The organism is Streptomyces albus subsp. albus (genome assembly GCF_000725885.1).
In the GTDB taxonomy this organism is placed as follows: Bacteria; Actinomycetota; Actinomycetes; order Streptomycetales; family Streptomycetaceae; genus Streptomyces; species Streptomyces albus.
Genome location: NZ_JODR01000005.1, coordinates 25,315 through 51,368, shown reverse-complemented (window position 1 = coordinate 51,368; position 26,054 = coordinate 25,315). Strand labels below are relative to the sequence as shown.

Annotated in this window: 23 protein-coding genes; 10 read left to right on the top strand and 13 right to left on the bottom strand. The window is 74.6% G+C overall.

Annotation, left to right across the window (positions count from 1 at the left end; translation table 11 throughout):
• Nucleotides 1-90 precede the first annotated feature (90 nt).
• Nucleotides 91-1,011 (top strand): helix-turn-helix transcriptional regulator, encoded by a 921-nt coding sequence (locus tag IO40_RS0106290; RefSeq protein ID WP_016471529.1) that lies wholly within the window; start codon nucleotides 91-93, stop codon nucleotides 1,009-1,011.
• A 141-nt stretch (nucleotides 1,012-1,152) separates the two neighbouring features.
• Here the strand turns inward: IO40_RS0106290 and IO40_RS0106285 are convergent, their stop codons facing one another.
• Both IO40_RS0106285 and IO40_RS0106280 read right to left on the bottom strand, forming a co-directional pair.
• Nucleotides 1,153-1,734, bottom strand: a complete 582-nt coding sequence (locus tag IO40_RS0106285) for an ankyrin repeat domain-containing protein (protein ID WP_030408561.1) — start codon at nucleotides 1,732-1,734, stop codon at nucleotides 1,153-1,155.
• Nucleotides 1,735-1,946: 212 nt separating this feature from the next.
• On the bottom strand, nucleotides 1,947-2,552 hold the full coding sequence (locus tag IO40_RS0106280; RefSeq protein WP_016471527.1) for a GlcG/HbpS family heme-binding protein: 606 nt from the start codon (nucleotides 2,550-2,552) through the stop codon (nucleotides 1,947-1,949).
• A gap of 385 nt (nucleotides 2,553-2,937) precedes the next feature.
• Between IO40_RS0106280 and IO40_RS35575 the strand changes: the two genes are divergently transcribed.
• From IO40_RS35575 to IO40_RS0106265, 3 genes are all read left to right on the top strand, one after another.
• A complete protein-coding gene (locus IO40_RS35575) occupies nucleotides 2,938-4,335 on the top strand; it encodes a sensor histidine kinase (protein WP_418952591.1) in 1,398 nt (465 codons plus the stop codon).
• Entirely contained in the window at nucleotides 4,335-5,030 is a 696-nt protein-coding gene (locus IO40_RS0106270; protein WP_031175005.1) for a response regulator, read from the top strand. Before IO40_RS35575 ends, IO40_RS0106270 begins: the two co-directional genes overlap by 1 nt.
• A 384-nt stretch (nucleotides 5,031-5,414) precedes the next feature.
• Complete coding sequence (locus IO40_RS0106265) at nucleotides 5,415-6,191, top strand: SDR family NAD(P)-dependent oxidoreductase (protein WP_016471524.1); 777 nt, start codon at nucleotides 5,415-5,417, stop codon at nucleotides 6,189-6,191.
• Nucleotides 6,192-6,327: 136 nt separating this feature from the next.
• Here IO40_RS0106265 and IO40_RS0106260 read toward each other — a convergent pair whose 3' ends face one another.
• Both IO40_RS0106260 and IO40_RS0106255 read right to left on the bottom strand, forming a co-directional pair.
• The gene (locus tag IO40_RS0106260; RefSeq protein WP_016471523.1) at nucleotides 6,328-7,419 is read right to left on the bottom strand and encodes a TY-Chap domain-containing protein; all 1,092 of its coding nucleotides are present in this window, start codon (nucleotides 7,417-7,419) and stop codon (nucleotides 6,328-6,330) included.
• A gap of 226 nt (nucleotides 7,420-7,645) precedes the next feature.
• The gene (locus IO40_RS0106255) at nucleotides 7,646-9,073 is read right to left on the bottom strand and encodes an MFS transporter (RefSeq protein ID WP_016471522.1); all 1,428 of its coding nucleotides are present in this window, start codon (nucleotides 9,071-9,073) and stop codon (nucleotides 7,646-7,648) included.
• A 314-nt stretch (nucleotides 9,074-9,387) separates the two neighbouring features.
• On the opposite strand from IO40_RS0106255, the gene tsaD reads away from it, so the two are divergent.
• Together tsaD and alaS are read left to right on the top strand one after the other, a co-directional pair.
• Entirely contained in the window at nucleotides 9,388-10,452 is a 1,065-nt protein-coding gene (gene tsaD / locus IO40_RS0106250) for a tRNA (adenosine(37)-N6)-threonylcarbamoyltransferase complex transferase subunit TsaD (protein ID WP_016471521.1), read from the top strand.
• 54 nt (nucleotides 10,453-10,506) lie between these two features.
• Nucleotides 10,507-13,158: an alanine--tRNA ligase gene (gene alaS, locus IO40_RS0106245; protein WP_016471520.1), complete on the top strand. Its 2,652-nt coding sequence runs from the start codon at nucleotides 10,507-10,509 to the stop codon at nucleotides 13,156-13,158.
• A gap of 10 nt (nucleotides 13,159-13,168) precedes the next feature.
• Here alaS and IO40_RS0106240 read toward each other — a convergent pair whose 3' ends face one another.
• The 7 genes from IO40_RS0106240 to IO40_RS0106210 form a co-directional block, all read right to left on the bottom strand.
• Nucleotides 13,169-13,972 (bottom strand): aminoglycoside 3'-phosphotransferase, encoded by an 804-nt coding sequence (locus IO40_RS0106240; protein WP_031175004.1) that lies wholly within the window; start codon nucleotides 13,970-13,972, stop codon nucleotides 13,169-13,171.
• A 117-nt stretch (nucleotides 13,973-14,089) separates the two neighbouring features.
• Nucleotides 14,090-14,917 carry an alpha/beta fold hydrolase gene (locus tag IO40_RS0106235; RefSeq protein WP_016471518.1) on the bottom strand — a complete coding sequence of 276 codons (828 nt, stop codon included), beginning with the start codon at nucleotides 14,915-14,917 and terminating at the stop codon, nucleotides 14,090-14,092.
• A 180-nt stretch (nucleotides 14,918-15,097) separates the two neighbouring features.
• Nucleotides 15,098-16,354 carry a cytochrome P450 gene (locus IO40_RS0106230; protein WP_031175003.1) on the bottom strand — a complete coding sequence of 419 codons (1,257 nt, stop codon included), beginning with the start codon at nucleotides 16,352-16,354 and terminating at the stop codon, nucleotides 15,098-15,100.
• A 158-nt stretch (nucleotides 16,355-16,512) separates the two neighbouring features.
• Nucleotides 16,513-18,558, bottom strand: a complete 2,046-nt coding sequence (locus IO40_RS0106225) for an elongation factor G (RefSeq protein WP_031175002.1) — start codon at nucleotides 18,556-18,558, stop codon at nucleotides 16,513-16,515.
• 381 nt (nucleotides 18,559-18,939) lie between these two features.
• On the bottom strand, nucleotides 18,940-19,335 hold the full coding sequence (locus IO40_RS0106220) for a DUF2267 domain-containing protein (protein WP_041968673.1): 396 nt from the start codon (nucleotides 19,333-19,335) through the stop codon (nucleotides 18,940-18,942).
• Between the two features lie 192 nt (nucleotides 19,336-19,527).
• Nucleotides 19,528-19,929, bottom strand: a complete 402-nt coding sequence (locus IO40_RS0106215) for a DUF2267 domain-containing protein (RefSeq protein WP_016471514.1) — start codon at nucleotides 19,927-19,929, stop codon at nucleotides 19,528-19,530.
• Between the two features lie 84 nt (nucleotides 19,930-20,013).
• A complete protein-coding gene (locus IO40_RS0106210; RefSeq protein ID WP_016471513.1) occupies nucleotides 20,014-20,460 on the bottom strand; it encodes an Hsp20/alpha crystallin family protein in 447 nt (148 codons plus the stop codon).
• Nucleotides 20,461-20,597: 137 nt separating this feature from the next.
• On the opposite strand from IO40_RS0106210, the gene IO40_RS0106205 reads away from it, so the two are divergent.
• From IO40_RS0106205 to IO40_RS0106190, 4 genes are all read left to right on the top strand, one after another.
• Nucleotides 20,598-21,275 carry a hypothetical protein gene (locus IO40_RS0106205; protein ID WP_016471512.1) on the top strand — a complete coding sequence of 226 codons (678 nt, stop codon included), beginning with the start codon at nucleotides 20,598-20,600 and terminating at the stop codon, nucleotides 21,273-21,275.
• A gap of 335 nt (nucleotides 21,276-21,610) precedes the next feature.
• A complete protein-coding gene (locus tag IO40_RS0106200) occupies nucleotides 21,611-22,912 on the top strand; it encodes an MFS transporter (protein WP_041968671.1) in 1,302 nt (433 codons plus the stop codon).
• A gap of 118 nt (nucleotides 22,913-23,030) precedes the next feature.
• Complete coding sequence (locus IO40_RS0106195; RefSeq protein ID WP_016471510.1) at nucleotides 23,031-23,681, top strand: helix-turn-helix domain-containing protein; 651 nt, start codon at nucleotides 23,031-23,033, stop codon at nucleotides 23,679-23,681.
• 115 nt (nucleotides 23,682-23,796) lie between these two features.
• The gene (locus IO40_RS0106190; RefSeq protein WP_016471509.1) at nucleotides 23,797-24,027 is read left to right on the top strand and encodes a DUF6126 family protein; all 231 of its coding nucleotides are present in this window, start codon (nucleotides 23,797-23,799) and stop codon (nucleotides 24,025-24,027) included.
• Nucleotides 24,028-24,066: 39 nt separating this feature from the next.
• Here the strand turns inward: IO40_RS0106190 and IO40_RS0106185 are convergent, their stop codons facing one another.
• Entirely contained in the window at nucleotides 24,067-24,984 is a 918-nt protein-coding gene (locus tag IO40_RS0106185) for an NADP-dependent oxidoreductase (protein ID WP_031175001.1), read from the bottom strand.
• Between the two features lie 142 nt (nucleotides 24,985-25,126).
• Entirely contained in the window at nucleotides 25,127-25,963 is an 837-nt protein-coding gene (locus IO40_RS39365) for a helix-turn-helix domain-containing protein (protein ID WP_033229667.1), read from the bottom strand.
• Nucleotides 25,964-26,054 lie beyond the last annotated feature (91 nt).

The window sequence follows — 26,054 nt, the reverse complement described above, 5'->3', positions numbered from 1 at the left end:
CACGGCACTGTCCGTGCCGGGCCGCGGAGCTTTCTCCCTGCTCACCGTAGGGGCGTCCATGCCGGTCGAAGAGATAGTCTCGGGCAGGTGATGAGCCAGAACGGACAGCCTGATGTGGCGGACTTCCCGTTCCCGGGCACCCCCGGCGGGCCGCCCGGCATCGAGGTCACCGACCTGCCGGGCCTCGGCGAGCGGATCCGCCGGCTCGGGGTCGCCGCCGGGGCACCCGTCCGGCCGGGCTTCCACCTGGTGTTCACCGTGCACGAGGGAAACCTGCCGTGCGCGGTGGACCTGACGACGTGCACCGTGGAGCCCGGTCACTGGCTGTGGGTCCGGCCGGGACAGGTCTTCCGGCTGCATGCGGAGGGAGCACCGGCGGACGGCCACGACGGCTCCCGCCCGGCGACGGGGACAGTGGTGCTGTTCGAGGCGAGCGTGCTGGACCCGGGCACGGTGACCGAAGCCCGGCTGGACCGGCGGGCCTGGCGGCTCCCGCTGGAGCCCGCACCGCAGGTCAGGGCGCCGGTGGAGCAGACGTTGAACCTCCTGGAGAGCGAGTACCACCGGCTGCGCGACCTGCCGCTGGAGGCGCACGTCGAGGTCGTCCGCCATCTGCTCGCCGTCCTCGTGCTGCGGCTGTCGCATCTGCCCGGGGGGCAGCGGCGGAGCACCGCGGGGGACGAGACCTTCCGCTGCTTCCGCGCCGCGGTCGAACGGGACTACGCCCGCGCGCACCAGGTGGAGGACTACGCCGCCCGGCTCGGCTACAGCGTCCGCTCCCTCACCCGGGCCAGCAACGCGGCTGTCGGACGCGGCGCGAAGGCCGTCATCGACGACCGTCTGGTGCTGGAGGCGGAACGACTGCTGCTGCACACGGACCTGACCGTCGGTGCCGTCGCGGAACGGCTGGGGTTTACCAGCACCACGGTCTTCACCCGGTTCTTCCGGCACCGGGCGGGCGAGACCCCGACCGGCTTCCGGAACCGGGCGCAGGCCCGCGCGCCGGAGTGAGACGACCACCGACCGCGCACAGACGGCCTCCGGCCTGGGCCGCGGACGGTCCCTGCCCCGGCCGCCGTTCCCGGGCCGCAGGCGGCTCCTGCCCTGGGCCGCCGGTCCCGGGCAGGAGCCGCCGCGTTCCTCCCGTCCGGCTCAGCGGGCCCCGGCGTCCCGCAGCAGCCGGGCGATCTCGTCGAAGCCCCGGCGCCGCGCGTGCTCCAGGGGCGTCACGCCGTCCTTGTCGGCCAGCTCCGGGTCCGCGCCGTGGTCCAGCAGCAGGGCCACCACCTTCCGGTGGTCGGGCCCGCCGTCACCGAGGATGACGGCCTCCAGCAGCGCGGTCCACCCGAGCCGGTTGACGTGGTCGACCTCGATCGAGGTCCGCTCCAGCACCTCCCGTACGTAGGCGACGTGGCCGCGCTCGCTCGCCGGGATCAGCGAGGTGCCGCCGAACCGGTTGGTCAGCCCGAGATCGGGCCCGGCCTCCAGCAGGACCCGCGCCATCCGCACGCTGCCCGTCACCCCGGTGACCAGCCACGGACTGTCGGAACGCTCGTCCTGCGCATCGGGGTCCGCGCCCGCCTCGACCAGCACGCGGGCCGCCGCCACATGGTCGCCGAGTGCTGCCAGCAGCAAGGGCGTACGGCGCTTCGCGTCCCGCGCCTCGGTACGGGCGCCGGCGCGCAGCGCGGCACGGACGGCCGCCTCGTCCCCCTCGCGGGCCGCCTCCAGCAGCCGCCGGTCGGCCCCCGGCGAAGGGGAGGACGAAGTGGGCGGGGCGGAGGACGACGCCGAGGGAGCCGCGGACTTCCCCGGCGACGAGGATGCCGGGGCGCCGGCCTTCGTGCCGTGCTCGCCGCCCGGGCTTCCCCGGCCGTCCTGCACCGTGCACGCCGCCAGAACCGTGAGCACCACCATGCCGAGCATGCGGACCGTCCTCCTTCTCGTCACTCGCCGAGAGCCTTCGCACCGGCCCGGGCGAACTCCTCGTCCAGCGCGCCGCTGGGCGCTCCGGCCACCCCGATGCCGGCCACCGGGGCGTCACCGGCCCGCACGGGGACGCCGCCGGCCAGGAACAGGGTGCCGGGTATGTCCTTGAGGTTGGGGGTCTTCTCCAGGTTCTTCACCAACTGGGAGGTCGGCGCGTTCCACGACACGGCCGTGAAGCCCTTCCGCTCGGCCGACTCGTACGACTGCGGACCGGCGCCGTCCCCGCGCAGCGTCACCACGGTGTTGCCGTTGCGGTCGACGACGGCGACGGACACCTTCTGGCCGCCCTTCGCCGCGGCGGCGAGCACGGCCTGCGCGGCGCGGGTCGCCGCCGCGACGGACAGATGCCGGCTGGTGGTCAGGTCCTTGCCCGCCGCCTTGGCCGCGACGGGGGCCGTCCGCTGCGCGGAGGGGGACGCGGTGGCCTGCACCGCGCCGAAGGTGCCGAGTCCGGCGACCGCGACCACACCGACGGCGGTGCCGGCCAGGACACGGGTGCGGCGCCTGCCGGCGCGCTCGGGCGACGGGGAGGGGGCTGCGGAAGTACGGCGGGCGTCGTCCATGGGGTACTCCTCGAAGACTCGTGGCTCCGCGCCCCGGCGGGGCGCCGGGGCCGGGTGGGGCGCCGCCGGCAGGCCGGTGCGCCGTGTCTCCATGCTCTGCGGCGTGCACCGCCCCGGGGGTCGCCGGGACGGCTGCCGTCCGCGGGCATGATGGGGGATGCCGGGGTCGACCGATCGGCTGATGCGCGGGGTGGCCCGCGCGGGTTACGACTGCCTCGGAAGACCCTGTCGAGGAGGCCGCCGCGTGCACAGTGAGCATGCACAACCCCAGGACCGCTGGCTGGCGCCCGTCATCCACGCGGCCTTCTTCCTGCTGCTCGGGGCCTCGCTCTCCCGCTACCTGCTCAACCATCCGGGCAATCCCCGCACCCCGTGGGTCGTCGCCCTGAGCACCGTGCTCGCGCTCTGCTACGTACTGGGCCACGTCCTCGCCCCGGGCTTCGGGGCGGGTACGCGATCCGGGGCGAGAGCGCGTACGGCGGCCGGGAAACGGACCGGCACGACGCGGACAGGCGGGGCGGCGGACCCGCGGACGGGCGGCCCGGCAGGGGCGCAGGCAGGCGCGACAGCGGACGCGCGAACGGACGGGCCGGCGAGGGCGCAGGCGGGCGCCGCAGCGGAACCGCGGACGGGCGGCCCGGCAGAGGCGCAGGCGGACCCGCGGACAGGTGCGGCGACGCCGCGGCCCCGAGGCGGACCACAGGCCGGTGCGGCGGCGGACGTCTCCCACGTACGAGGCGGCCGTGCCGGGTCACGGCCCCGTTGGCTGCGTCCGCCCTCCCGCGGTCTGTACCCGCTGGGCGCGGTCCTCGCCGTATGGGTCGTCCTGGTCCTGCTGGCGCCCAGCTTCGCCTGGTGCGCGGTCCCTCTCGTCTACACGGGGCTGCGCACCCTGCCGCCGCGCGCCGCCGTCGCGCTGGTGGTGCTGCTCACCGGGCTCGTGGTCTTCGCGCAGGTGCGGCTGGCCGCGGTGTTCGACCCCAACCTCCTGCTCGCGCCGCCCGCCGTCGCGGCACTGGCGACCGCCGTCTTCCTCCATATGGAACGGCAGGCGGAACGCCAGCGCTCCCTCATCGACGATCTGCTGCGCACCCGCAGGGAACTGGCCGCCACCGAGCGGCGCGAAGGCATGCTCGCGGAGCGGCAGCGGCTGGCCATGGAGATCCACGACACCCTCGCCCAGGGGCTGTCCAGCCAGCAGATGCTCCTCCAGGCCGCCGAACGCACATGGGAGGCCGACCCGGCCGCGGCCCGGGCGCACGTGCGCACGGCCGCCGGCATCGCCGGACGCGATCTGGCGGAGGCGCGCCGTTTCGTCCACGGCCTCGCTCCCCCCCCGCTGGCCGGCGGCGTCCCGCTGGAGCGGGCCCTGTACGAACTGGCGGCGCACGAAGGCGAGCAGGCGGGCCGCGACAGTCCGGAGGTGCGCTTCCATCTGGAGGGCACCCCCGTACCGCTGCCCGAGAGCGTCGCCTCGGCACTGCTGCGCATCGCGCAGGGCGCCCTCGCGAACGTACGGGAACACGCCGAGGCGGCCACGGCCGCGCTGACGCTCAGCTACCTGGGCGACCAGGTGGTGCTGGACGTGGCGGACGACGGCCGCGGTTTCGTCCCGCCCGGGGAAGGACCGGGTGAGGCGCCCGGCCGGCGCCGTACGCGCGGCCACGGGCTGCCCGCCATACGGGCACGCGTACGGCGGCTCGGCGGCACGCTCACCGTCGAGTCCGCCCCTGGAGAAGGCACCGTCCTGTCCGCCGCCGTCCCCCTGGAGCCCACGCCATGATGTCCGCCGACCCGTCCGGTCCGCCCACCGCCGCCGCGCCCGGCGGCCGTTCCGGGGCCGTGCGGCTGCTGTTGTGCGACGACCACACCGTCGTGCGGGCCGGGCTGCTGGCCCTGCTCGGCAGCGCTCCCGGCATCGAGGTGGTGGGCGAGGCGGGCAGCGGCGAGGAGGCGGTCGCCCTGGCCGCCGCCCTGTCCCCCGACGTCGTGCTGATGGACCTCCAGCTCGGCGCGGGCATCGACGGCGTGGAGGCCACCCGGCGCATCCTGGCGGCGCCGCCCGGCCCGCACGCCTCGGCGGCTCCCCGGGTGCTGGTGCTGACCACGTACGACACCGACGCGGACATCACCCGTGCCGTCGAGGCGGGTGCCACCGGCTATCTACTCAAGGCGGAGCGCCCGGAAGAGCTGTTCTCCGCGATCCGCGCTGCGGCGGAGGGCCGCACCACGCTGTCGCCGCCCGTCGCCCAGCGGGTGATGTCCCGGCTGCGCGACCCGCGCCCGGCACTCACCCCACGGGAGCGGGACATCCTCGGCCAGCTCGCACGCGGCCTCGGCAACCGGGAGATCGCGCGGGCGCTGTTCATCAGCGAGGCCACGGTCAAGACGCATCTGGGCCGCATCTACGACAAGCTCGGGGTGCAGACCCGGGCCGGCGCGGTGGCCGTCGCCAAGGAGCGCCGGCTGCTGCCCTGATCCGGGCCACGCCACGTCCCTGACGGCCGGCCGCCGCCCGGCGGCGGCTGCTGTGACGGCGGCAGCCCGGGTGCCGGCCGGCGACCGCACCGGCACCGCGCCAGGCGCCGACGCCGACGCCGGAACAGACGCAGACGCCGGGGCAGGCGCAGACGCCGGGGCAGGCGCAGACGCCGGAGCAGGCGCAGACGCCGGAGCAGGCGCAGACGCCGGAGCAGGCGCAGACGCCGGGACAGACACCTAGTCGGCCGAACCAGGGCGCGTCGCCGCGCTGTTGGCGGCGCTCCGGATTCGAGTGCGTGGTGGTGCCGGGTGGCGGGTGGGGCCGTGGCCGCCCCCGCATACCCTGGCCGGACCACACCGTACGTCCCAGGAGCACCACATATGACAGCAACCGAACAGCAAGCGTCCTCCCCCGTCGCCGTCGTCACCGGCGCGAGCAGCGGCATCGGCGCCGCCACCGCCCGCGGGCTGGCGGCGGCCGGTTACCGCGTCGTGCTGACCGCCCGCCGCAAGGAGCGGATCGACGCACTGGCCGCCGAGATCACCGAGGCGGGGCAGCAGGCCGAGGCGTACGTCCTCGACGTGACCGACCGCGCCGCCGTCGACGCGTTCGCCGAACGGTTCCCGACCCTGGACGTCGTCGTCAACAACGCGGGCGGTGCACTGGGCGCCGATCCGGTCGCCACCGGCGACCCCGACGAGTGGCGCCGGATGTACGAGACGAACGTCATCGGGACGCTCCACGTCACCCAGGCCCTGCTGCCGGCGCTGACGGCGAGCGGCGACGGCACCGTCGTGGTGGTCTCCTCCACCGCTGGGCACGGCACTTACGAGGGCGGAGCGGGGTATGTCGCGGCGAAGCACGCGGAGCACGTGCTCGCCGAGACGCTGCGGCTGGAGATCGTCGGCTCCCCGGTGCGGGTCATCGAAATCGCTCCCGGCCTGGTCAAGACCGAGGAGTTCGCCCTCACCCGGTTCCACGGCGACCCGGAGAAGGCGGCCAAGGTCTACGCGGGTGTGGCCGCGCCGCTGACCGCCGACGACGTGGCGGACACCATCACCTGGGCCGTCACCCGCCCCAGTCACGTCAACATCGATCTGCTGGTCGTCCGCCCCCGTGCCCAGGCGTCCAACTACAAGCTGCACAGGGAGGGCTGACACCCGGGGCGGGGCCGGCCGCGACGGCGCACCGCGTCGGGGACCGGCGGCCGGCCTCTGACGCGGTGCCCGTGGCCGGCGCCTCCGGTCCGGTCCGCGCGGGCGGCGCCGCCGCTCGCCGCCGTGGGGCCGCCGCTCAGCTCGACGGCTGTTCGAGCGTCAGCCCGAAGTAGTCGACCCAGTAGCCGTCGACCTCCTGGGCGCTGTCGGAGAGCAGCAGGTGCGCGGGGGACGGCACGCCGACCGCCCGCAGGTAGTCGACCAGCACGCCCGCCGTCGCCGCGCCGTCCGACTCGCCCGGCTGGAAGGGACCGACGACGTGGTCCACCGGGTCCCAGTGCTCGCGGGTGGGCGCCTGTTCCTCCGCCGGGGTCCAGCCGAGCCGGCGCATGGCCTCGGCACCGAGGTCCGTGACGTGCTCGGTGGTCCAGGTGAAGTGGGCGATCTCCAGGGTGTCGCCGCTGGAGATGTTGCACAGCATCGGGCCGCCGGAGCCGGGTATGCGGCCGTGCAGGGCGAAGTCGATCACGGTGCCGAGCGCGCGGGTCTCGGCCGGCAAGGTGTGCAGGAAGTCGCCGAGCGCGCGGCGGAAGGTGTCCCAGTCGTCGGTACGCCATCCGCCGGGTATGCCCAGTCCGGCGTTGGCGGGGTCGGCGTTCCGGACGCCGAAGAAGCCGCCCAGCTCGCCGGGTTCGCCCTGGCTTATGCGCCAGTGCCAGTTCTCCTGCGGCCCGGTCGGCATCAGCAGCAGTTCGGGGCCGTCCTGCGACGGGTGCAGCTCCAGACTGGTGTCCCTGCCGCGCCAGCGCAGGAACGGGCTGCCCCAGACCGGCGGTGAGTCGAAGAACGGCATCGGGAAACCGTACGCGCCCATGACCGAGGCGGGGCCGAGGGCGTCGCGCAGCGCGCGGCCCGCAGCGCGGAAGGCGTCGGCGCAACCGGCCGGGCCGCGCTCCTCGTCGTGCGGCACCAGGGGTATGTACAGACCGAGGTACTCCTCGCCGTCGTGCACGTAGTCCTTCTCCAGCGCGTCCACCGGCCGCAGCCGCGCGGGGGCCGCGCCGGGCAGTTCCGTGCGCAGCAGCGGACCGCCCGGGGCGTCCTTCCACTCCCAGCCGAGTTCCCCGGCGAGTTGGCGCAGCCCCGCTTCCCGCCAGTCCGTGCCGGCGGCGCGCAGCCGCTGCGCCAGTCCGGGCAGCCAGGAGAAGTCCGGCCGGGTTTCGCTCATGCTCGGGTGCCTTCCTCGTGCCGCGGCCGTCCGCCGCGTTGTCGCTCCGACGGGCCCCATCATCACCGACGGCACTGACAGCCCGTCGGCCCGGACGGGGCTGCCGGTCGGTGCCGGCGCTGTCGTCCTCGGCGCGCGGCCGGTGCGCGGCTTCGCCGCCGCGCGGGAAGGACCGGCCCGCCCGGCAGGACGGGACCGCCCCGTCTGCGGGGCAGCGGCGACGGTGTCACAGTGCCTCGCCGCTCGGTGTGAGGGGCCGCGACGCGGGCAGCGGGCCCAGCGCTGCCCGGCCCGGGAAGGCGAGGCCGGCCACCGCGCCGAGCAGGGCCGCAACGGCGCACGCACCCCAGGACCACTGGTACCCGGCGAGTGCGATGACGCCGTCCGGGCCTGTCGTCCGGTGCCCGGCCAGCAGGGCGCCGATGACGGCGGCGCCGATGGCCGCGCCCAGGGAGAGGGCCAGTTCGTTGAGGCCGACGGAGACGGCCGTCTCGTCCTCGGCGACGACTTCCGCGGACAGGGTCCGGGTGGCCGCTTCGAAGAGCCCGGTCGCCAGCCCGACGACGAGGACACCGCACACATAGGGGAACAGCGCGCGGTGGCCGAGGACCATGGTGGTGAAACCCGCGGCGCACAGGATGCCCGCCGCGGCGAGCACCGTGCGGTCGCCGAGCGCGCGTGCCAGTCGCGGTGTGAGTGCCGAGCCGAGGCAGCCGGTGAGGACCATGGCGAAGGAGACCGTCGCGATGGACCGGGCGCCCAGGTGCATGCCGTAGCCGGCCTCGTGCGGGTCGGTGCCGAGGAAGACGGCGTTGGTGCCCATGAAGCCGACGGCGCCGAAGGCGGCGCAGAAGGTGTGGGTGTTGACGAGTGCCAGCCGCCGGTTGTGCAGCAGCCGGACCTTCACCAGCGGCTGTGCGGAGCGGTGTTCGACTCTCACCCACAGGGCCAGCAGGACGACGGCGAGTGCGGCGGTCAGCAGGGCCTTCGGGGAGGACCAGCCCCAGGTGCCGCCCTGGGTCAGTACGAGGACGAGCGCCACCAGTCCGGCGGTGAGGAGTGCCGCGGCGCCGAAGTGGAAGCGTCCGCCGCGCGGGGCCGTGCTGTCGGGCAGGACCATGGCCGCCGCCAGGGCGAGGATGCTGACGGGCACCGCGGTCCACAGTCCGGCGACGGCGTGCCGTTCGCTGAGGGAGCCGGCCACCAGACTGCCCGCGCCGACGGCCATCAGGAGCGCGGCGACCAGTATCGACATCCCGGTGCGCGCCTGCCGCGGTGCCCGGGTCCGCAGGATGCCGGCGAGCAGCGGGAAGAAGCCGACGACGGCTCCTTGCAGATTCATGCCGACGGCGAGGGTGACGGCCGTCGGCCGGGCGGCCATCAGCACGGACCCGGTCGCGACCATCGCCACCGAGATGCGGAGCAGCCGGCGGTGTCCGTACAGGTCGCCCAGTCTCGACAGCAGCGGCGTCATGACGGCGAACGCCAACTGGGCCAGCAGGTAGAGGTTGTTCTGTCCGACGCCGCTGAGGCCGACGTGCCCGCCGATGCGCGGCAGCAGCGGCGTCAGATAGCCCTGCACGACGCCGCTGCACACGACGACGACCGCCATCGTCGCGAGCATGCCGCGGGCCGGTGCGCTGTCCTGGGCCACGGTTGTCCCTCCCCTTCCGGTGGCCGGTCCCCGGGCCGGCGCCCTGTGGGCGCCGGCCGGAACCGCCCGGAACCTTTCGAGAAACGTGCGGGGAGACCCTCCCCAGTGGGGGAAACGGCCATGGCCGGTGAGCCGGATCCGGCTGGGCTTCGTGGGTGGCAGGAAGCGGGTGGTGCACCGGGGGCGTGCGCCCCCAGGCGCGGTTCCTGGAGCGCCCTGGCTGCCTCTCCGCCCTGGTGACGGCCGTCCGCCGGCCGGACGAGTACCCTTGTTGCATATCACTTGCAATTGCATTCGACTGGCAAGGAGTGGATGTGGGGTCTCCGGTGGTGCTCGGCATCGAGTCCTCGTGCGACGAGACGGGTGCCGGACTCGTCCGCAACGGCCGGCTGCTCGGCCACGCGGTGGCCTCCAGCATGGACGAGCACGCACGCTTCGGCGGGGTCGTCCCCGAGATCGCCGCGCGCGCCCATGTGCACGCGCTCCAGCCGGTCGTCCGCCGGGCGCTGGACACGGCGGGGATGCGGCTGTCCGACGTGGGGGCGGTCGCCGTCACCACGGGACCCGGACTGTCCGGTGCCCTCCAGGTCGGCGTCGCCGGTGCCAAGAGCCTCGCCTACGCGCTCGGCGTCCCGCTGTACGGAGTGCACCACCTCGCCGGACACGTGGCCGCCGACACCCTGGAGCACGGGCCGCTCCCCGATCCCTGCGTGGTGCTCGTCGTCTCCGGTGGGCACACCTCGCTGCTGCTCGTCCGCGATCTGGCCCGCGACCCCGTCGTCCACCTGGGGGACACGCGGGACGACGCGGCCGGCGAGTGCTTCGACAAGGTCGCCCGTGTCTTCGGGCTGCCCTACCCCGGCGGCCCCGCGATCGACCGGGCGGCCCGCGAGGGCGACCCCGAGGCGGTGGCCTTCCCCCGGCCGCTGACCGGGCCCGGTGACGACCCGTACGCCTTCTCCTTCTCCGGCCTCAAGACCGCCGCCGCCCGCTGGGCGGAACGGCACGCCCCCGAGCGGCTGCCCGTGGCCGACGGGGCCGCCGCGCTCCAGGAGGCCGTCGCCGACGTACTGACCCGCAAGGCGGTGACCGCCTGCACCGCGCACGGGGTCGGCACCCTCGTCGTCGTCGGCGGTGTGGCCGCCAACTCACGCGTCAGGGCCCTGGCCGAGCAGCGCTGCCGGGAGGCGGGGATCGAGCTGCGGGTGCCCCCGCTGCGCCTGTGCACCGACAACGGGGCCATGATCGCCGCCGTGGGCGACCTCCTGGCACGGGCGGGCGCTCCGCCGGCCCCGCCGCAGCTGTCGGTGGACCCCTCGGCCCCGCTGGAGCGGGCGGCCCTGACACCCGTCGCACCGGCCGCCGCGCCCGCCGCGTGACCGCGCCCCTCCCGCCGACCGCACCGACTGCCCCACGTACGCCCGGGAGCCACCATGCGCACCGATGAGATCCGCCGCCGTTTCCTCGACTTCTTCGCCGAACGTGGCCACACCGTAGTCCCCAGTGCCCCGCTGCCCACTCCGGATCCGACGCTGCTGTTCGTCAACGCGGGCATGGTGCCCTTCAAGCCGTATCTGACCGGCGAGGCACCGGCTCCGTGGCCGCGTGCGGCCAGCGTGCAGAAATGCGTGCGCACCCTCGACATCGAGGAGGTGGGCCGCACCACCCGGCACGGCTCGTTCTTCCAGATGAACGGGAACTTCTCCTTCGGCGACTACTTCAAACCCACCGCGATCAGCCACGCCTGGGAGCTGTCCACCACACCCGTCACCGAGGGCGGCTTCGGCCTGGACCCGGACCGGATCTGGGTGACCGTGCACACCTCGGACGACGAGGCGCGGGCGCTGTGGCGGCGGATCGCCGGTCTGCCCGACGAGCGGATCGTGACACGCGGGGACGAGGACAACTTCTGGTCTATGGGCGTGCCGGGCCCCTGCGGCCCGTGCTCGGAGCTGTACTACGACCGCGGCCCCGCGTTCGGCCCGGCGGGCGGCCCCGCCGTCGACGAGGACCGCTACATGGAGTTCTGGAACCTCGTCTTCATGCAGTACGAGCGCGGCGAGGGCAGCGGCAAGTCGGGTTACCCCGTCCTCGGCGCACTCCCCCGCCGCAACATCGACACCGGCATGGGCCTCGAGCGGATGGCCACCCTCCTCCAGGGCGTCGAGAATCTGTACGAGACCGACGAACTGCGGCCCGTCCTGGAGCGCGCAGCCGAACTGGCCGGGGTCCGTTACGGCGCCGACCCGGCAGCCGATGTGCGCCTGCGCGTGGTGGCCGACCACGTCCGCACCGCCCTGATGCTGCTCGCCGACGGCACCGCCCCGGGCAACGAGGGCCCCGGCTACGTGCTGCGCCGCATCCTGCGGCGCGCCGTACGCGCCATGCGGCAGCTCGGCTGTCACGATCCGGCCCTCCCCGAGCTGCTCCCCGTCGCACGCGACCGGATGGCCCCCGGCTATCCCGAGGTCTTCGAGGCGTACCCGAGGATCGCCGACCAGGCGCAGGCCGAGGAGGAGGCCTTCCGGGCCACTCTCAAACAGGGCACCACCGTCCTGGACACCGCCGTCGCCGAGGCCAGGCGCGACGGGGGCCGGCTTCCCGGTGCGCAGGCGTTCCTCCTCCACGACACCTACGGCTTCCCCATCGACCTCACCCTGGAGATGGCCGCCGAACAGGGCGTCGAGGTGGACCGCGAGGGTTTCACCGCGCTGATGGAGGAGCAGCGCGAGCGGGCCCGCGCCGACACCCGGGCCCGCAAGTCGGGCGGCACGGCCGACACCTCGCTGCTGCGCGGCGTGCTGGAGCGGCACGGCACCACCGACTGGCGGGCATGGGACACGCTGGAGACCACCTCGCGGGTGCTCGCCCTGCTGGGCCCCGCCGGGCCGGTGCCGGTGGCCCGCAGCGGCGAGATCGTCACCGCCGTACTGGACCGCACTCCGTTCTACGCCGAATCGGGCGGCCAGGAGAGCGACGCGGGGACGCTGTCGGCCGCGTCGGCCCGCGCGGAGGTGATCGATGTGCAGCGCCCGCTGCCGGGCCTGGTCGTCCACCGGGTACGGGTCACCGAGGGGGAACTCGCCGAGGGCGACGAGGTGGCCGCGGCGGTCGATCCCGAGTGGCGCACCGGTGCCCGTCAGGCCCACTCCGGCACCCATGTGCTGCACGCCGCCCTGCGTCAGGTGCTCGGCCCCGCCGCCCTCCAGTCCGGCTCCTACAACCGGCCCGGCTATCTGCGGCTGGACTTCCCGTGGCGCGGACCGCTGTCGGCGGCGGCGCGCAGCGAGGTGGAGGAGGTCGCCAACCGCGCGCTGCGCCGCGATCTTCCGGTGACCGTGCGCTGGACCACTCTCGCGGAGGCCAGGGAGCTGGGTGCGCTGGCCCTCTTCGAGGAGACCTACGGCGAACGGGTACGCGTCGTCGAGATCGGCGGGCCCTGGTCGCGGGAGCTGTGCGGCGGGACGCATGTCGAGCACGCCGCGCAGATCGGTGTCGTCGCGCTGACCGCGGAGTCGTCGGTCGGTGCGGGGACGCGCCGGCTGGAGGCCGCTGTCGGGCTGGAGGGCTTCGGCTATCTGGCACGCGAACGGGACCTCGTCTCGCGGCTCGCCGAGCAGTTGCAGGCGCCGCGCGGGGAGTTGCCCGACCGGATCGCCGGGCTGCTGGAGCGGCTCAAGGCGGCGGACCGGGAGAACCGGCGGCTGCGGCAGCAGGCGGTCCAGGCCCGGGCGGCGCGGCTGGCGGCCGGTGCCGAGGAGGCGGCGGGGACGGCCGTGGTGGCCGCCACCGCCGACGGCGGCCCGGACGACGCCCGCGCCCTGGCGACCGCGGTACGCGACCGGCTGGATGCGAGGCGCCCCGGCGCCGTCGCGGTCGGAGTGCCCACCGGGGAGACGGCCGTGGTGGTCGTCGCCGTGAACGAGGCCGCACGCGGCGCGGGCGCGGACGCCTCCGTGCTGGTGAAGCGGCTGTTGTCGGGGCGGGGCGGGGGCTCGCCCGTCCTGGCCCAGGGCGGCGGCCTGCGCGCCGGACAGCTCCCGGCGGTGCTGGCCGGCTTCCCGGGCCTGCTCGCCGAGCGCTGAGCCGGCCGGGTCAGTCGGACAGGTCCCACAGCAGCCGGTAGTAGGCGATCCGTTCGGCGTCGGGTGCCGCCCCGTAGGCGTCCAGCAGCATCTCCTCCCAGCCGGGCCCGTAGTTCCACCGGGTGCTCCAGGTGGCGACGGCCAGGTCCGCCCAGCGGTCGGCGACCCCGAGCGCGCCCAGATCGACGTGCCCGGTCCACGTGCCGTCGTCGCCGACCAGGGTGTTGGGGGCGCAGGCGTCGCCGTGGCAGACGACGAGGATGTCGACGTCCGGCGGGTCGGCGAGAGCGGCCAGGGCCTGCTCCGCGGTGCCGAAGTGGTGCAGGTCCTCGTGCAGGCCGGCCGGGTCGATCCGGCCGGCCGCCGCCCTCTCGCGTACGGCCGCCAGCCGGCTTCCGGCCGACCAGTCGAACGGGCAGTCGGCGACGGGCAGGGCGTCGTGCAGGGCGCGCAGTCCGGCGCCGATCGCCCGTACGGCGGTGCCGGGATCGCGCAGCCAGTGGGCGTCCACGGCCGAACGGCCCGGCAGCCCGTGGGTGGCCAGCCAGGAGCCGGCGTCGTCCGTGCCGTGGGTGATCACCCGGGGCACCGTGGCCCAGCGGCCGGCCCAGCGCAGCCGGACCGCCTCGGCCGCCAGGTCGAGGCCGCTGCCGTGCGGCGCCCACTTGACGAACTGCCGTCCCTCTCCCCTGCCGACCTCGAACGTCAGTCCGCCCAGGAGGTTCTGCCAGACGGCCCGTACCGGCCGTCCGGCGGCGAAGGCGGTGACGGCTTCGGGTACTCCGACCGGTCCCTGCGGAGGTGAGGCGATCATCCGGGCATTGTCGGCGAGGCGGCCGGCCGTCGGCAGCCGGTTTTCCCCGCCGCGGGCCGGCCCGGGAGAGGTGACGGACATCCCGGGAAGCGGACGAGGCCCGGGCGGGGGGCGGCTTCAGCGTGCGAGGAAGTCCAGCAGGTCCTTGGTGAACCTCTCCTTGTCCCCCGGCACCAGGGCGATGCCGTGGCTGCCGCCCTCGTACACCTTCAGTTCGGCGTCGGGGATGATCCGGGCGGCTTTGCGGCCCGTGGCCTCCAGGGGCACCACTTGGTCGTCGTCACCGTGCACGACGAGGGTGGGGATGTCGAACTTCTTCAGGTCCTCGGTGAAGTCGGTGTACGCGAAAGCGTCCACGCATTTGACGCCGCCCTCGATCGTCTCGGCCATGGCCATGTACCAGAAGGCGTCGCGGTTGCCCTGGGTGGCCTTGCTGTCCGGCCGCCCGGCGGAGAAGAAGCCCTCGGAGGTGTCCTTCCAGAACTGCGACCGCTCGGTGAGGATGCCGTTCTTGATCTGCTGGAACACCTCGTCGGGGACGCCCTCCGGGTTGCTGTCCGATTTGATCATCACCGGCGGGATGGCGGAGAGCAGGACGGCCGAGCGCACCCGCTCGGTACCGTGCCGGCCGATGTAGCGGGCCAGTTCGCCGCCGCCCATCGAGTGGGCCACAAGGGTGACGTCCCGCAGGTCGAGGCCCGTGATCAAATCGGCGAGGTCATCGGCGAAGGTGTCGAAGTCGTAGCCGTCCCACACCGGGGTGGACCGGCCGTGGCCGCGCCGGTCGTGGGCGATGCCGCGGTAGCCGGCGTCCGCGACCGCCTTGAGCTGGTCCTGCCAGGCGTCCCCGTTCAGCGGCCACCCGTGGATGAAGACCACCGGCCGGCCGCGCCCCCAGCTCTTGTAGAAGATCTCCGTGCCGTCTCGCGTCGTGCACACGGGCATGCTGGTGTCCTCTCGTCGCCCGTACGGTCGGCGGCCGGTCCCGCCTCGGGGGGGGGCCGGGCTCGCCGCTGGGAGCAGGGGCACCTGCGGGGGTGCCCCTGCTCCCATGGTGCGCACGAACCGCGGATCCGCAGCTCGGACGGGCACCGGATGGCCGCCCTGTCCGGCCCCGGGCGGCCGTCAGCCGGCCGCCCGGGGCGACAGTCCGGTGACGGGGAGGGCGGCTATGCCGTGGAAGAAGTAGTTCGGCATCAGGGGCGGCTGCCGGTCGGGGTCGGCCGGCCGGAGGCCGGGGTGACGCACCAGAAGCGCGGTCAGGGCGATGCGGCCTTCCAGCCGGGCCAGGTGCTGGCCCACGCAGGTGTGGGCTCCCGCGCCGAAGGCGAGGTGGTCGCGGGGCCGTTCCCGGTGCGGGTCGAAGCGCTGCGGCTCGGACACGTGCTCGGGATCGCGGTTGGCGGCAGTCAGGATGGGCAGCACCTGGGCGCCGGCGGGCAGGGTGGTGCCGCCCAGTGTGGTCTCGCGGGTGGTGACCCGGACCAGGCCGCGGTGCGGGGCGGTGTGCCGCAGCCCCTCTTCCAGCGCCCGGGCGGCCCAGGTCTCCGGCTCGGCGACGGCCTGTTCCCACAGTTTCCGGTCGCGCAGCAGCAGGTGGGCGGTGGTGGTGATGGCATGACAGGTGGTGACCGTGCCCGCGACCCAGTGGACCAGCAGGTTGTTCACCTGGTTCGCGGGGCTGAACGGCCGGGCCGCGGCAGCCGGTTCGCCGTGGACGTAGACGCCGAGGGCACCGGGGTGGTCCTCGGGCAGTCCGGCGCAGAAGCCGCGCGCCCACTGCTCGTACTCGCACAGCCGCCGCGCGGCGGCCTTCTTGTCCGGAACGGAGATGTCGGGCGACAGGAGCGAGGCCATGTCCTGGGCCCAGGCGGCGACTTGGGGCACCATGCCCGCGGGCAGGCCCATGGCCGCTCCCATGGACCCGTGCACCAGGGGCAGCGCGTAGTGCTCCACCAGGTCCGGCTGCTCGTGCCGGGCGAGCCCGTCGGCCAGTTCACGGGCCAGTTCGGTGATCTGCGCGGTGAGCGGGTTGACGCGCGGCCCCGCGTAGGCGCGCTGCACGGTGGTGCGCAGCTGCCCGTGCGCGGGCGGGTCGGTGTCCACCACCCCGCTGACCGGTTCCCGGAGGAAGCCGGGCAGTTCCTCGACGATCTCCTGGGGCAGCCCCGCGCTCAGCGGCCCGCCGAGCGCGTAGGCGGAGGAGTAGGTCTCCGGGTCCTCCAGCACCTCGGTGGCCTCACGATGCGAGAGCACCAAGTAAGCGCCGTTCATCCGGGGGCTGCGCACCACGCGGTGACCGGCGGCAAGGAGGGCGTCGAGCTCGGCGACGGGGTCGGGAACCCCGGGATCGAAATCGACCTGCGTGACTGTTTCCTCCATGGCGCTGCCCCCAATTGTCGTTTCGCTGACCGGTATTGACGAAGTGATGGGCTCCACTATCCCGCACCCGTGCCCGGCGTGAACCCTGAGCACCAACGATCCGCAGGGGACGGCGGTGTCGGATCGGCCGGGCACGGCTCTCGGTCCGGTCCGGGCGCCTACGGATGCTCCGACGCGCCCGGGGATGCGGGCCGCTCCCCCGCCGGACGCGACCACCACAGGGCCTCGCCCCGGGTCAGACCCAGCAGCATCTGCCGCACCCTGGGCACGTGCCGGGCGGGGAGAGCACCGGTCAGGGTGCAGACCGCTCCCGCCGTCACCGTGTCGGTGACCGTGCCGCCCAGCGGCGCCAGCGCCCCGGTGACCCGGTGCAGGGCCGCGAGCGGGATCTCCAGCTCGAAGGCGTGGTACGGCTCGTACACGCACGTCCCCGCCCGGTCCAGTGCCCGCGCCACCAACAGCCGGGTCAGACCGCGGAAATCGGCGGCCGTACTGACCGGTCCGGCGAAACCGGAGCGGATGAGGGTGACGACGCAGTCGGTGACCGCCCACCCGTGCGGTCCGGTGCGCAGCGCCTCGTGCACCGTCTCCTCGACGGCCCGGTGGAAGGCGTACGGGAGGGCGCCCAGTTCCGTCTCGTACCGGAAGACGACGCCGCTGCCGTGCGGTCCCGGCTCCACACGCAGCCCCACCGTGGCCCAGTGCCCGCTGGCCGCGGGCGTGTACCGGCCACCGGCCCCGATCCCGTCCGCGGCCTCGCCGACGCCGACGGGACGCTCCCGGCACACCACCCGGCTCGGCTCGAACACCGCCTCGATGCCGTACCGCTCGGCGAGCGTGGCGGCGATGATCTCCTTCTGGACCTCTCCGTGCAGCAGCACCGACGTGGCGCCGTCCGGTTCGGCCCGGGCGTGCAGCAGCGGGTCCTCCTCGGCCATCAGGGTCAGCGCCGTGTGCAGCCGTGCCGTGGCGTCCGGGCCCGGCTGGGCGGGCCGGACCACCGACTGGAGGACGGGGGTGGCCAGGCGTACGCCCGCCGGACCGGGGGCGTCGTCGCCGGGCGCCCCGACGGTGTCGCCGACGCGGATCCCGGTCAGTCCGCGGACACGTCCGATCTCTCCGGCCACCAGCCGCTGGGCACGCGGCGCGGGATCACCGGCGACCTGGAGAGAGCTGATCCGTCCCGTGTGCTCCTGACGGGTGCCCTCGGCCGAGCGCCGGTGGTAGGTGACGCGCCGGCGCGGCTCGAGCTGCCCGGTGAACATCCGCACGTACGCGGTCCTGCCGCCGGACGGTTCGCGTTCCAGCGCGAAGACCCGTCCGTGCGGTGCTCCGCCGGCCGCCCCGTCGGGGGTGCCCGGGAGCAGCTCCGTGATCCCGGCGACGAGCCGTTCGATGCCCTCACCGGTCAGCGCGGAGCCGAAGTACAGCGGCTGGACGGTGCCCCGTGCGGTGTGCCCGGCGAGTGCGGTGCGCAGTTCGTCCGGGGAGAGGGGCGGTCCGTCGACCACGCGGGCGAGGAGTGCGTCGTCCACGTCGGCGCCGTCCGCCGCGTCGTCCTGGGGGCGCAGCGGCAGTGCCCGCGCCCCGCTGCTGCCCGCGGCCTGGACCCTGCTGAGCGGGACGGCATGCGGGGCCAGCTTCCGGCGGATCTCCGCCACCAGTTCCCCGGGCCGGGCGCCGGGCCGGTCGATCTTGTTGACGAACAGCAGGGTGGGCAGCCGCATCTGGCGCAGCGTCCGCATGAGCACCCGGGTCTGCGGCTGGACCCCCTCGACGGCGGAGAGGACGAGCACCGCGCCGTCCAGCACCTCCAGCGCCCTCTCGACCTCCGCGACGAAGTCCGCGTGGCCGGGCGTATCGATGAGGTTGACGCGGGTGCCGCGGGCGGTGAACGAGGCGACGGCCGAGCGCACGGTGATGCCGCGCCGCCGCTCCAGGGCGTCGCTGTCGGTGCGGGTCGTCCCGGCGTCCACGCTGCCGAGGGTGTCGATCGCCCCGGTGTCGTACAGCAGGCGTTCGGTCAGGCTCGTCTTGCCGGCGTCGACGTGGGCGACGATGCCGATGTTGCGCGTGGTGCCGGTGCTGCTCGTCCGGGTGCTGTTGTCCGGGGCGCCGCCGGGGCGGCGGTCCTCACGGCTTGCTGCGGGGGCGTGCGGGGTGCGGGCGGGCGCGGTGCGGCGCCCTTCGCGGGGTGCGGGCATGGGTGCGGAAGTCCTCGGAGTCCGTCGGCCGGTGGGGGCACTGGGTCGTCACGAGGAATCGCCGCATGTCACGCTCCGCTGAGAGGGGTGCCGGGGGCTCCCGGCCGGTCGGGGGTCATCCTGCCACCGGCGGCGCGGCGGAATGCAACCGGTTTTCCGGACGGTGCCGGCCGGGCACCGCCGCACGCCCGCCCGGACGCCAACCGTCCCGCCCGTCAGGCCACCGCCGCCGCCCGTGCGGGGACCCGGCCGTACCCGCACGCACGCGCGGGCACGGCGGATACGGGCTCACACACGTGCGGGCGTGCCAGGGATGCACATCCGTGGCACGCCCGCACGTGCGCGGCGCGGACAGGCCTTCCCGGCGGCCGGAGAAAGGTCTCAGGCGGCCTGGGTGAGTTCGGCGCGGCCGAACAGCAGGGCGTAGCCGGCGGGGAGCTGGGCGAGGACGCGGTCGAGGAGTTCGTCCCCGGCGAGCCGGGCGAGGAGGGAGAGGACGGTGCCCACGTCCCAGCGCGTGGTGGCCGCCGTGCCGCCGGTGCGGCCCGCGAGTTCCTTGACGAACTCCCAGCCGGTCAGCCGCTCGGGCTCGGGGATCTGCGCGGTGAACGTGCGGGCGGCCTCCTCGGGGAGGCGGGCGGCGAGTTCGACGCGCTCCTCACCGGTCAGCCGCCGGCCGAGCGCGGCGAGTACCGCGTGTATGACGGCCTCGGCCCGCTCGCGGGTGGGATAGGCGCCGTCGTACCTCACGCGCTCCACCATCTGGGAGAACGTCATCGTTCGCATGGTGGCGGTGGGGCCGGTCACAGGCTGCGTGGTCTGCTGGGTCGTCGGGGACACGTGTGCGTTCTCCAGTTGTCGTCGTGTACAGGGCGGCGCCGGGGGCAGCACGGCTGTGCGGGCGCGCGGCGGCGCGTGGTGACGGTCGCTGCGGCGCGTTCGCGCCGGGTGCGGCCGTGCTGCGCGGCGTTACTGCAGGGCGCGTTGCGGGCGCCCGAAGAGCAGGTCGTAGCCGGGCGGGAGCTGCAACAGGATCCGGTGGACGAGGTCTTCGCCCACGAGGTCCGCGGTGACGCTGAGTACGGCGCTCACATCCCAGGTGGCCGTCTGCTCGGTGGAACCCGCGATCCACGCCGAGGTGGCGCGGACGAACCGCTCGGGAGTCAGCGGCTCGGCGGCTCGCAGCGGGTTGAGCAGGATCACGGCGAAGGTCTCCGGCAGGCGGGCGGCCACCTGTTCGCGGACGTCGCCCACCACATGCGCGCCGAGCAGTGCCAGTACGGCCCGCGCCGCCCGGTCGGCTTCTTCCCGTGTGGCGTATTCGCCGCGTTCCAGGATCTGGTCGAGGAACGCTTCCCGTTGCATGCTCATGACTCCCCCTTGTGGTTCGCGGCGCTCAAGGGGCCGGCCGGGGGGACGTGCTTCCCCTTCCGTCCTCGGCCGGGGCCGGTGGGTTCAGCCGGTGAGCTGCTCGTTCCGCTCGCGGCCGGAACGGGACCGGACCGTGATCTTGCGCGCCTTGGCGCGTTCGGTGACGGGGATGCGGACGGTGAGCACGCCCGCTTCGTAGTCGGCTTCGATGTTGTCGATGTCCAGGTTGTCGGAGAGCACGACCTGGCGGGAGAAGACACCCAGGGGGCGTTCGGCACGCTCCATGCGCACCTCGTTGTTCTCCCCCGCGACCGGACGGCGCTCGGCCTTGACGGTGAGCGTGTGACCGTCGACGTCGATGTCGATGGCGTCCGGCGAGACCCCCGGCAGATCGTAGGCGAGCACGTACCGGTCACCGTCACGGTAGGCGTCCATCGGCATCGCGGCGGGCCTGGACCAGGTGCCGCCCGGGGCCATCAGCTGCTGGGCGATGCGGTCGAGCTCGCGGAAAGGGTCGGTGCGCATCAACATAACGAAACACCTCCGATGAGCTGGGCAGTATCTGTGTCTGCCAATGCGCTGCACCTCGCTTTCCTTGTATCATGTCATCCGGACGATGACAAGCGACGTTGTCACCATGAGGACGACACCGTGAGGGGAGGCTCCCCATGCCCGCGCCGGACAAACCTTCGGGCAAGGCCGCACAGAGCGGCCCGCACCCCGCGTTCTTCCTCGCCGCTGCCGCGGCGCTGAGCAGGATCGAGGAGGCGGTACGCACCGCCCAGTCACCGCCCGGCGGACGGCAGCACCCCGAGTCCCGTGAGCCGAGCTGCGACCAGGCGCTGGCCGCCCTGTTGCAACTGCGCGAGATCCGTGACCAGCTCGCCTGCTGGGAGACGCCCCTCATCGAGACCGCCCGTGCGGCCGGGGCCAGTTGGGCCGACCTGGCCGCGCCGCTCGGCGTCGCCAGCCGGCAGGCGGCCGAGCGCCGCTATCTGCGCGGCCGGCCCGGGTCCCCGGGCAGCACGGGTGAGGAGCGGGTGCAGGCCACCCGCGACCAGCGGGCAGCCGACCGCACGGTGGCCGCCTGGGCCCGCGACAACGCCTCCGATCTGCGCCAGCTCGCCGGCCAGATCACGGCGCTGCCCGATCTGCCCAGGGAGCCGCGCGCACTGCTCACCGGAGCGCTCGCCCACGACGACGCGGCGCGGCTCGTCGAGCCGCTGATAGGAGCCCAACGGCATCTGGCCGCCGGCCATCCCGAGCTGGCCGCCAGGGTGGACACCGTCGCCTCCCACACCGGCCGGCTCCGCCAGGACAGCGACGTCTCGCGCCGCGGCGGCTGAGCTCCCCCGCGGGGCACCCCGCACGCACCGGCCCTGCCGCCTCCCCACGCGCCGTGCCGCCCACGCCGTACGACCGGCTCAGAAGAGCGCGGTTGACCTCGGGCGGCGGCGGGGCTAGCGTGCTTGACGCTCCCGGCCCTGGGTGCCCGTACGGGCGCACCGGCCGTGACCGTAGGCGTTAACGTCAACCAACGCGTCCCTTCAGCCTGCTCGAGCGGCCGGGGTGGCGTGAGAGTGTCAGCGCTGCGGTGTGCCCGGCCGAGAACGGAGACCGGCCGGTGGCCACCCGCACCCCGTCCCAGGATCATTCCGGTCCGCCCTCTTCCGGCCCGCACATACCGTCCGGCGACGCCGACGACGGGCCCGGCACCGCCGGGGCCGCACGAAGAGCGTCACCGCGCGGCATACGCCGGTTCGCCGTGGACACGACGCCCTTGCGCATCGCGCCGTTCCGGTGGCTGTGGTCCTCGACCGTGGTGACGTCGGTCGGCAGCCAGCTGACCGCTGTGGCCGTGCCCTTGCAGATCTACGACGACACCGGTTCCTCCGCGCTCGTGGGCCTCGCCGGGGCCGCCGCGCTCGTACCGCTGGTCGTCTTCGCGCTGTGGGGCGGAGCCGTCGCCGATCTGATGGACCGGCGCCGGCTGCTGCTGATCAGCAACGCGGGCATCGCGGTGACCTCGCTGCTGTTCTGGGCCCAGGCCGCCGCCGGCATGCGTTCCGTCACCGTGCTGCTGGTGCTGCTCGCCGTGCAGCAGGCGCTGTTCGGCATCAACCAGCCGACGCGGACCGCCTCAGTGGCCCGGCTCGTCCCGGCCGGCCAACTGCCGTCGGCGACCGCGCTGACCTCCACCGTCGCGCAGTTCGGACAGATCGCCGGTCCCCTGCTGGCCGGCGCGCTGGTGCCGGTGCTCGGGCTGCCCGTGCTGTACCTGCTCGACACGGTGGCCCTCGTGCTCGCCCTGCTGGCGGTCTGGCGGCTGCCGCCGTTGCCGCCGCTGAAGGCCGCCGCCCGGCGTGCCGGGCTCGCGGACATCGTCGACGGCTTCCGCTACCTGGTGCGCCGCCGCCTTCTGCTCGTCTCGTTCCTCGCCGACGTCATCGCCATGGTCCTGGGCATGCCCCGCGCGCTGTTCCCGCAGATGGCACAGCTGGACTTCGGCGGCCCGGAGGGCGGCGGCACCGCGCTGGGGGTGCTGTACGCGGCGATCCCGGTCGGTGCGCTGCTGTGCGGGCTGGTCTCCGGGCTGTACGCGCGGGTGCGCCGGCACGGTGTGATGGTGGTGCTCGCGGTCGTGGTGTGGGGGCTGTCGATCGCCGGGTTCGGCATGTCGGGACCGCTGTGGCTGGCGGCGGTGCTGCTCGCGGTGGCGGGCGCCGCCGACATGGTCTCGATGGTCTTCCGCGGCGCCATCCTGCAGTCCGCGGCGACCGATGAGATGCGCGGCCGGATGCAGGGCGTCTTCACGGTGGTGGTGGCCGGGGGGCCGCGCCTCGCCGATCTGCTGCACGGCACGGTGGGCGCCGCCGCCGGCACCCGGCCGACGGTGGCGGGCGGGGGGCTGCTGGTCGTCGTCGCCATGGTGGCGCTGACCCTCGCGGTGCCGGCTTTTTGGCGTTACGTGCCGGAGCGGTGACGGGCTCCGCGTCCGCGCCCGCCGCACGAGAGCCCGGGCGGGTTCCGGTGGAACCAGGTTTTTGCCTCAGAGGCAAAACTTTTGCCCCAGAGGGAAGGGCTGTGCCTTAATCGACGGCATGAGCCCGAACCCTCACCATCATGAGGCAGGCGGAGCGGACGCGGGGGAGGCTCCCGCCTTCGCACCGCGCATGCGTCTGCTGAGACGGCGCAGCGGGCTGAGTCTCGAGGCGGCTGCGCGCAGGGCGGGCCTCTCCCCCGCCCACCTCTCCCGCCTGGAGACGGGGAAGCGGCAGCCGTCCCTGCCGCTCCTCCTCACCCTGGCCCGCGTCTACGCCACCACCGTCGGGGATCTGCTCGGCGAGTCCGCGGCGGCGGCCGACCCCGTGGTGCGGGGTGCCGACATGGAAGCCGTCGACGCGGGCGGCTGGCGCTACCGGCGGGCCGGGCTGGCGGGCCGGGCCATGCAGGCCCTTCGCGTCCATGTGCCGCAGGGCACGCAGCAGGACCTGGTCCGGGTGCACCCCGGGGAGGAGTGGATCCACGTCCAGCGCGGCCGGCTGCGGCTCACCCTGGGCCGGACGACGGAGGTGCTGGGGCCGGGCGACTCGGCCCACTTCGACTCCCTCACCCCGCACCGGCTGGAAGCCGCCTCCGCCGACGGGGCGGACCTGCTGTTCGTCCACACCCTGTTGCAGTCCCCCACGGCCGATCTGTGCGTGGTCGGTCCCCCCGGACACGGCCCTGGCCCCGCTCCGACAGTCGGCTGACCCGACGGGCCGGCCCACCAGGCGGCCGGCCCGCCGGTCCGCCGGCCCGCCGCACGTCCGGCCGGCCGGCGCTCCCCTCGACCATGCACGCCCCCGCGTGCGGAAAGGCCGTGCCATGAGCACTCCGGCATCCGAACCCCAGCCCGCGGGAACCCCCGCCTCGTCCCCGGCCGACGGGGGCGGGGCACCGGCGCAGCCGCGGAGAGCACGCGACGAACCTGGCGCCGAACGCGGTGACGGCCGCTTCCCCCGCGGTCTGGCCCTGCGGCTGTTCGTCTACGTCGTCGCCGGGCACCTGCTGGCCGCGTTCCTCTTCCTGCTGTTCGAACTGGGCGGCGGCAAGTGACGCCGCGGGGCGGCGCGGGCCCCGGGCCGGGTGCGCCGCTCAGGGCGTGACGACGATCTTTCCGTGCACGTGCCCGGCCTGGCTGGCCGCGAACGCGTCGGCCAGCCGGGCCAGCGGGAACTCCTCGGCCACCCTCACCGTCAGCCTGCCCTCGTCGGCGAGGGCGGCGAGCCGGCCCAGGTCGCTGCCGCTGGGGCGCACCCACATCCACTGGCCGCCGGACCCGGTCACCGAGTCGTCCGCGATGGACGCGTGCCGGCCGCCCTCACCCAGGACCTCGAGCGTGGTGTCCAGGACGCCGCCCACGAAGTCGGCGACCACATCGACACCGTCCGGGGCCGTCTCGCGTACCCGTGCGGCGAGTCCGTCGCCGTAGGCGACGGGTTCGGCGCCCAGCTCCCGCAGCCGGTCGTGGTTGGCCGGGGAGGCCGTGCCGATGACGCGGGCGCCGAGGGCACGGGCGATCTGCACGCCGAGCGAGCCGACCCCGCCGGCCGCGTTGTGGATCAGTACGGTCTCGCCCTCCTTGGTGCCGAGGCGGGTGAGCGTCTGGTAGGCGGTGAGGCCGGCCAGCGGGAGCCCCGCCGCCTGCTGCCACGACAGCGCGGAGGGCCGCCGGGCCAGACAGCGCACGGGCACGGTCACGTACTCGGCGAACGTCCCGCCGTGCACATAGTCCTTGCGGGCGTAGGCGATCACCTCGTCGCCCTCGGAGAACTCGGGTGCGTCGATCCCGGTGCGCTCCACCACCCCGGCGACGTCCCAGCCGGGGACGACGGGGAAGACGGTGTCCATCAGGTCACGCAGCCCGCCCGCCATGATCTTCCAGTCCACGGGGTTGACCGCGGCGCACCGCACCCGGACGAGGACCTCCCCGGGACCCACCTTGGGCAGCGGCTGCTCGGTCTGCGAGAGCACCTCGTTGCCGCCGAACCTGTCGTAGGTCATCGCCCGCATGGTCGCGCCGCCCGTGCTGCCGTCCGTCATGGTCTCGTCTTCCTTCCGTCGTCCGGTGGCCGTTCCGGGGTGCGGGTGTTCCCGCGTACCCCAGCCCTAACCCGCCGCGGTCGGCTGTAACGCCCCTCGCCCGTACGGCCCCTCAACGGCCGGGGGTGCCCCGCGCCTGGGCGCGGAACGCCAGCGGGGTGCGCCCGTCGAGCCTGCGGAAGAACTTGCCGAAGTCGCCGGGATCGCCGAACCCGAGACGGCGGGCGATGTCGGCGGAGCCCGCGTCGGTGTGCACGAGGAGGCGCTTGGCCTCCAGCAGGATCCGGGTGTCCAGATAGTTCTTGGCGGTGGTGCCGGTGGCGGCCCGGGTCGCGCGGGTGAGGGTGCGGGTGCTGTAGCCGAGCGCGGCGGCGTAGTCGGCGACGCGGTGGGTGCGGGAGAGATCGCGTTCGACTGCGGCGCGGAACCGGGCGAACGGACCGTCGGGCGGGCCGGGGGCGGCACCGGCCGGACAGGCGTGGGCCAGCCGCAGCAGCAGCACGGAGAGCAGGGAGCGCAGCGTCCTGTTGTGCGCCTCCAGCGGCAGCGAGCCCACCTCGTCGTACTCGGCGACGAGGTGGTCGAGCGCGAGCCGGACCAGCCGGGCCTGCGCTCCGGACGGCACCAGCGGGCCGGCCTGCGGGGGCGGGTCGTCGGCCACGAAGCCCGGGCGCCAGATGACCATGAGGCCGCGGGGGACGGCCGGTCCGCCGTCCGGCCCGGCCGTGTACTGGTGCACCTGCCGGGGGCGCACCCACAGCCAGCCGCCCGGTGGCACGACGTGGGTGGCGAAGTCGACCGTGTGCGCCAGCGGCCGGGCGTCGGGGTGGACGTGGATGAGGTGGTGGAAGTCCGGGCGCTGCGGAGCCGTCAGATCGATGCCCCGGCGGCGTCCGCGGGCCCACAGCTCCGGGAAGTCCACCACGTCCATGCCCAGCGGCGCGCTCATCGCCGGCCGGTAGGCGACGTCCGTGATTCCCGGGGCGGCGTGTGCGTCGTCCCCGGCCCGTGTACGGCCGGCCGCCGCAGGTCCGCGATCC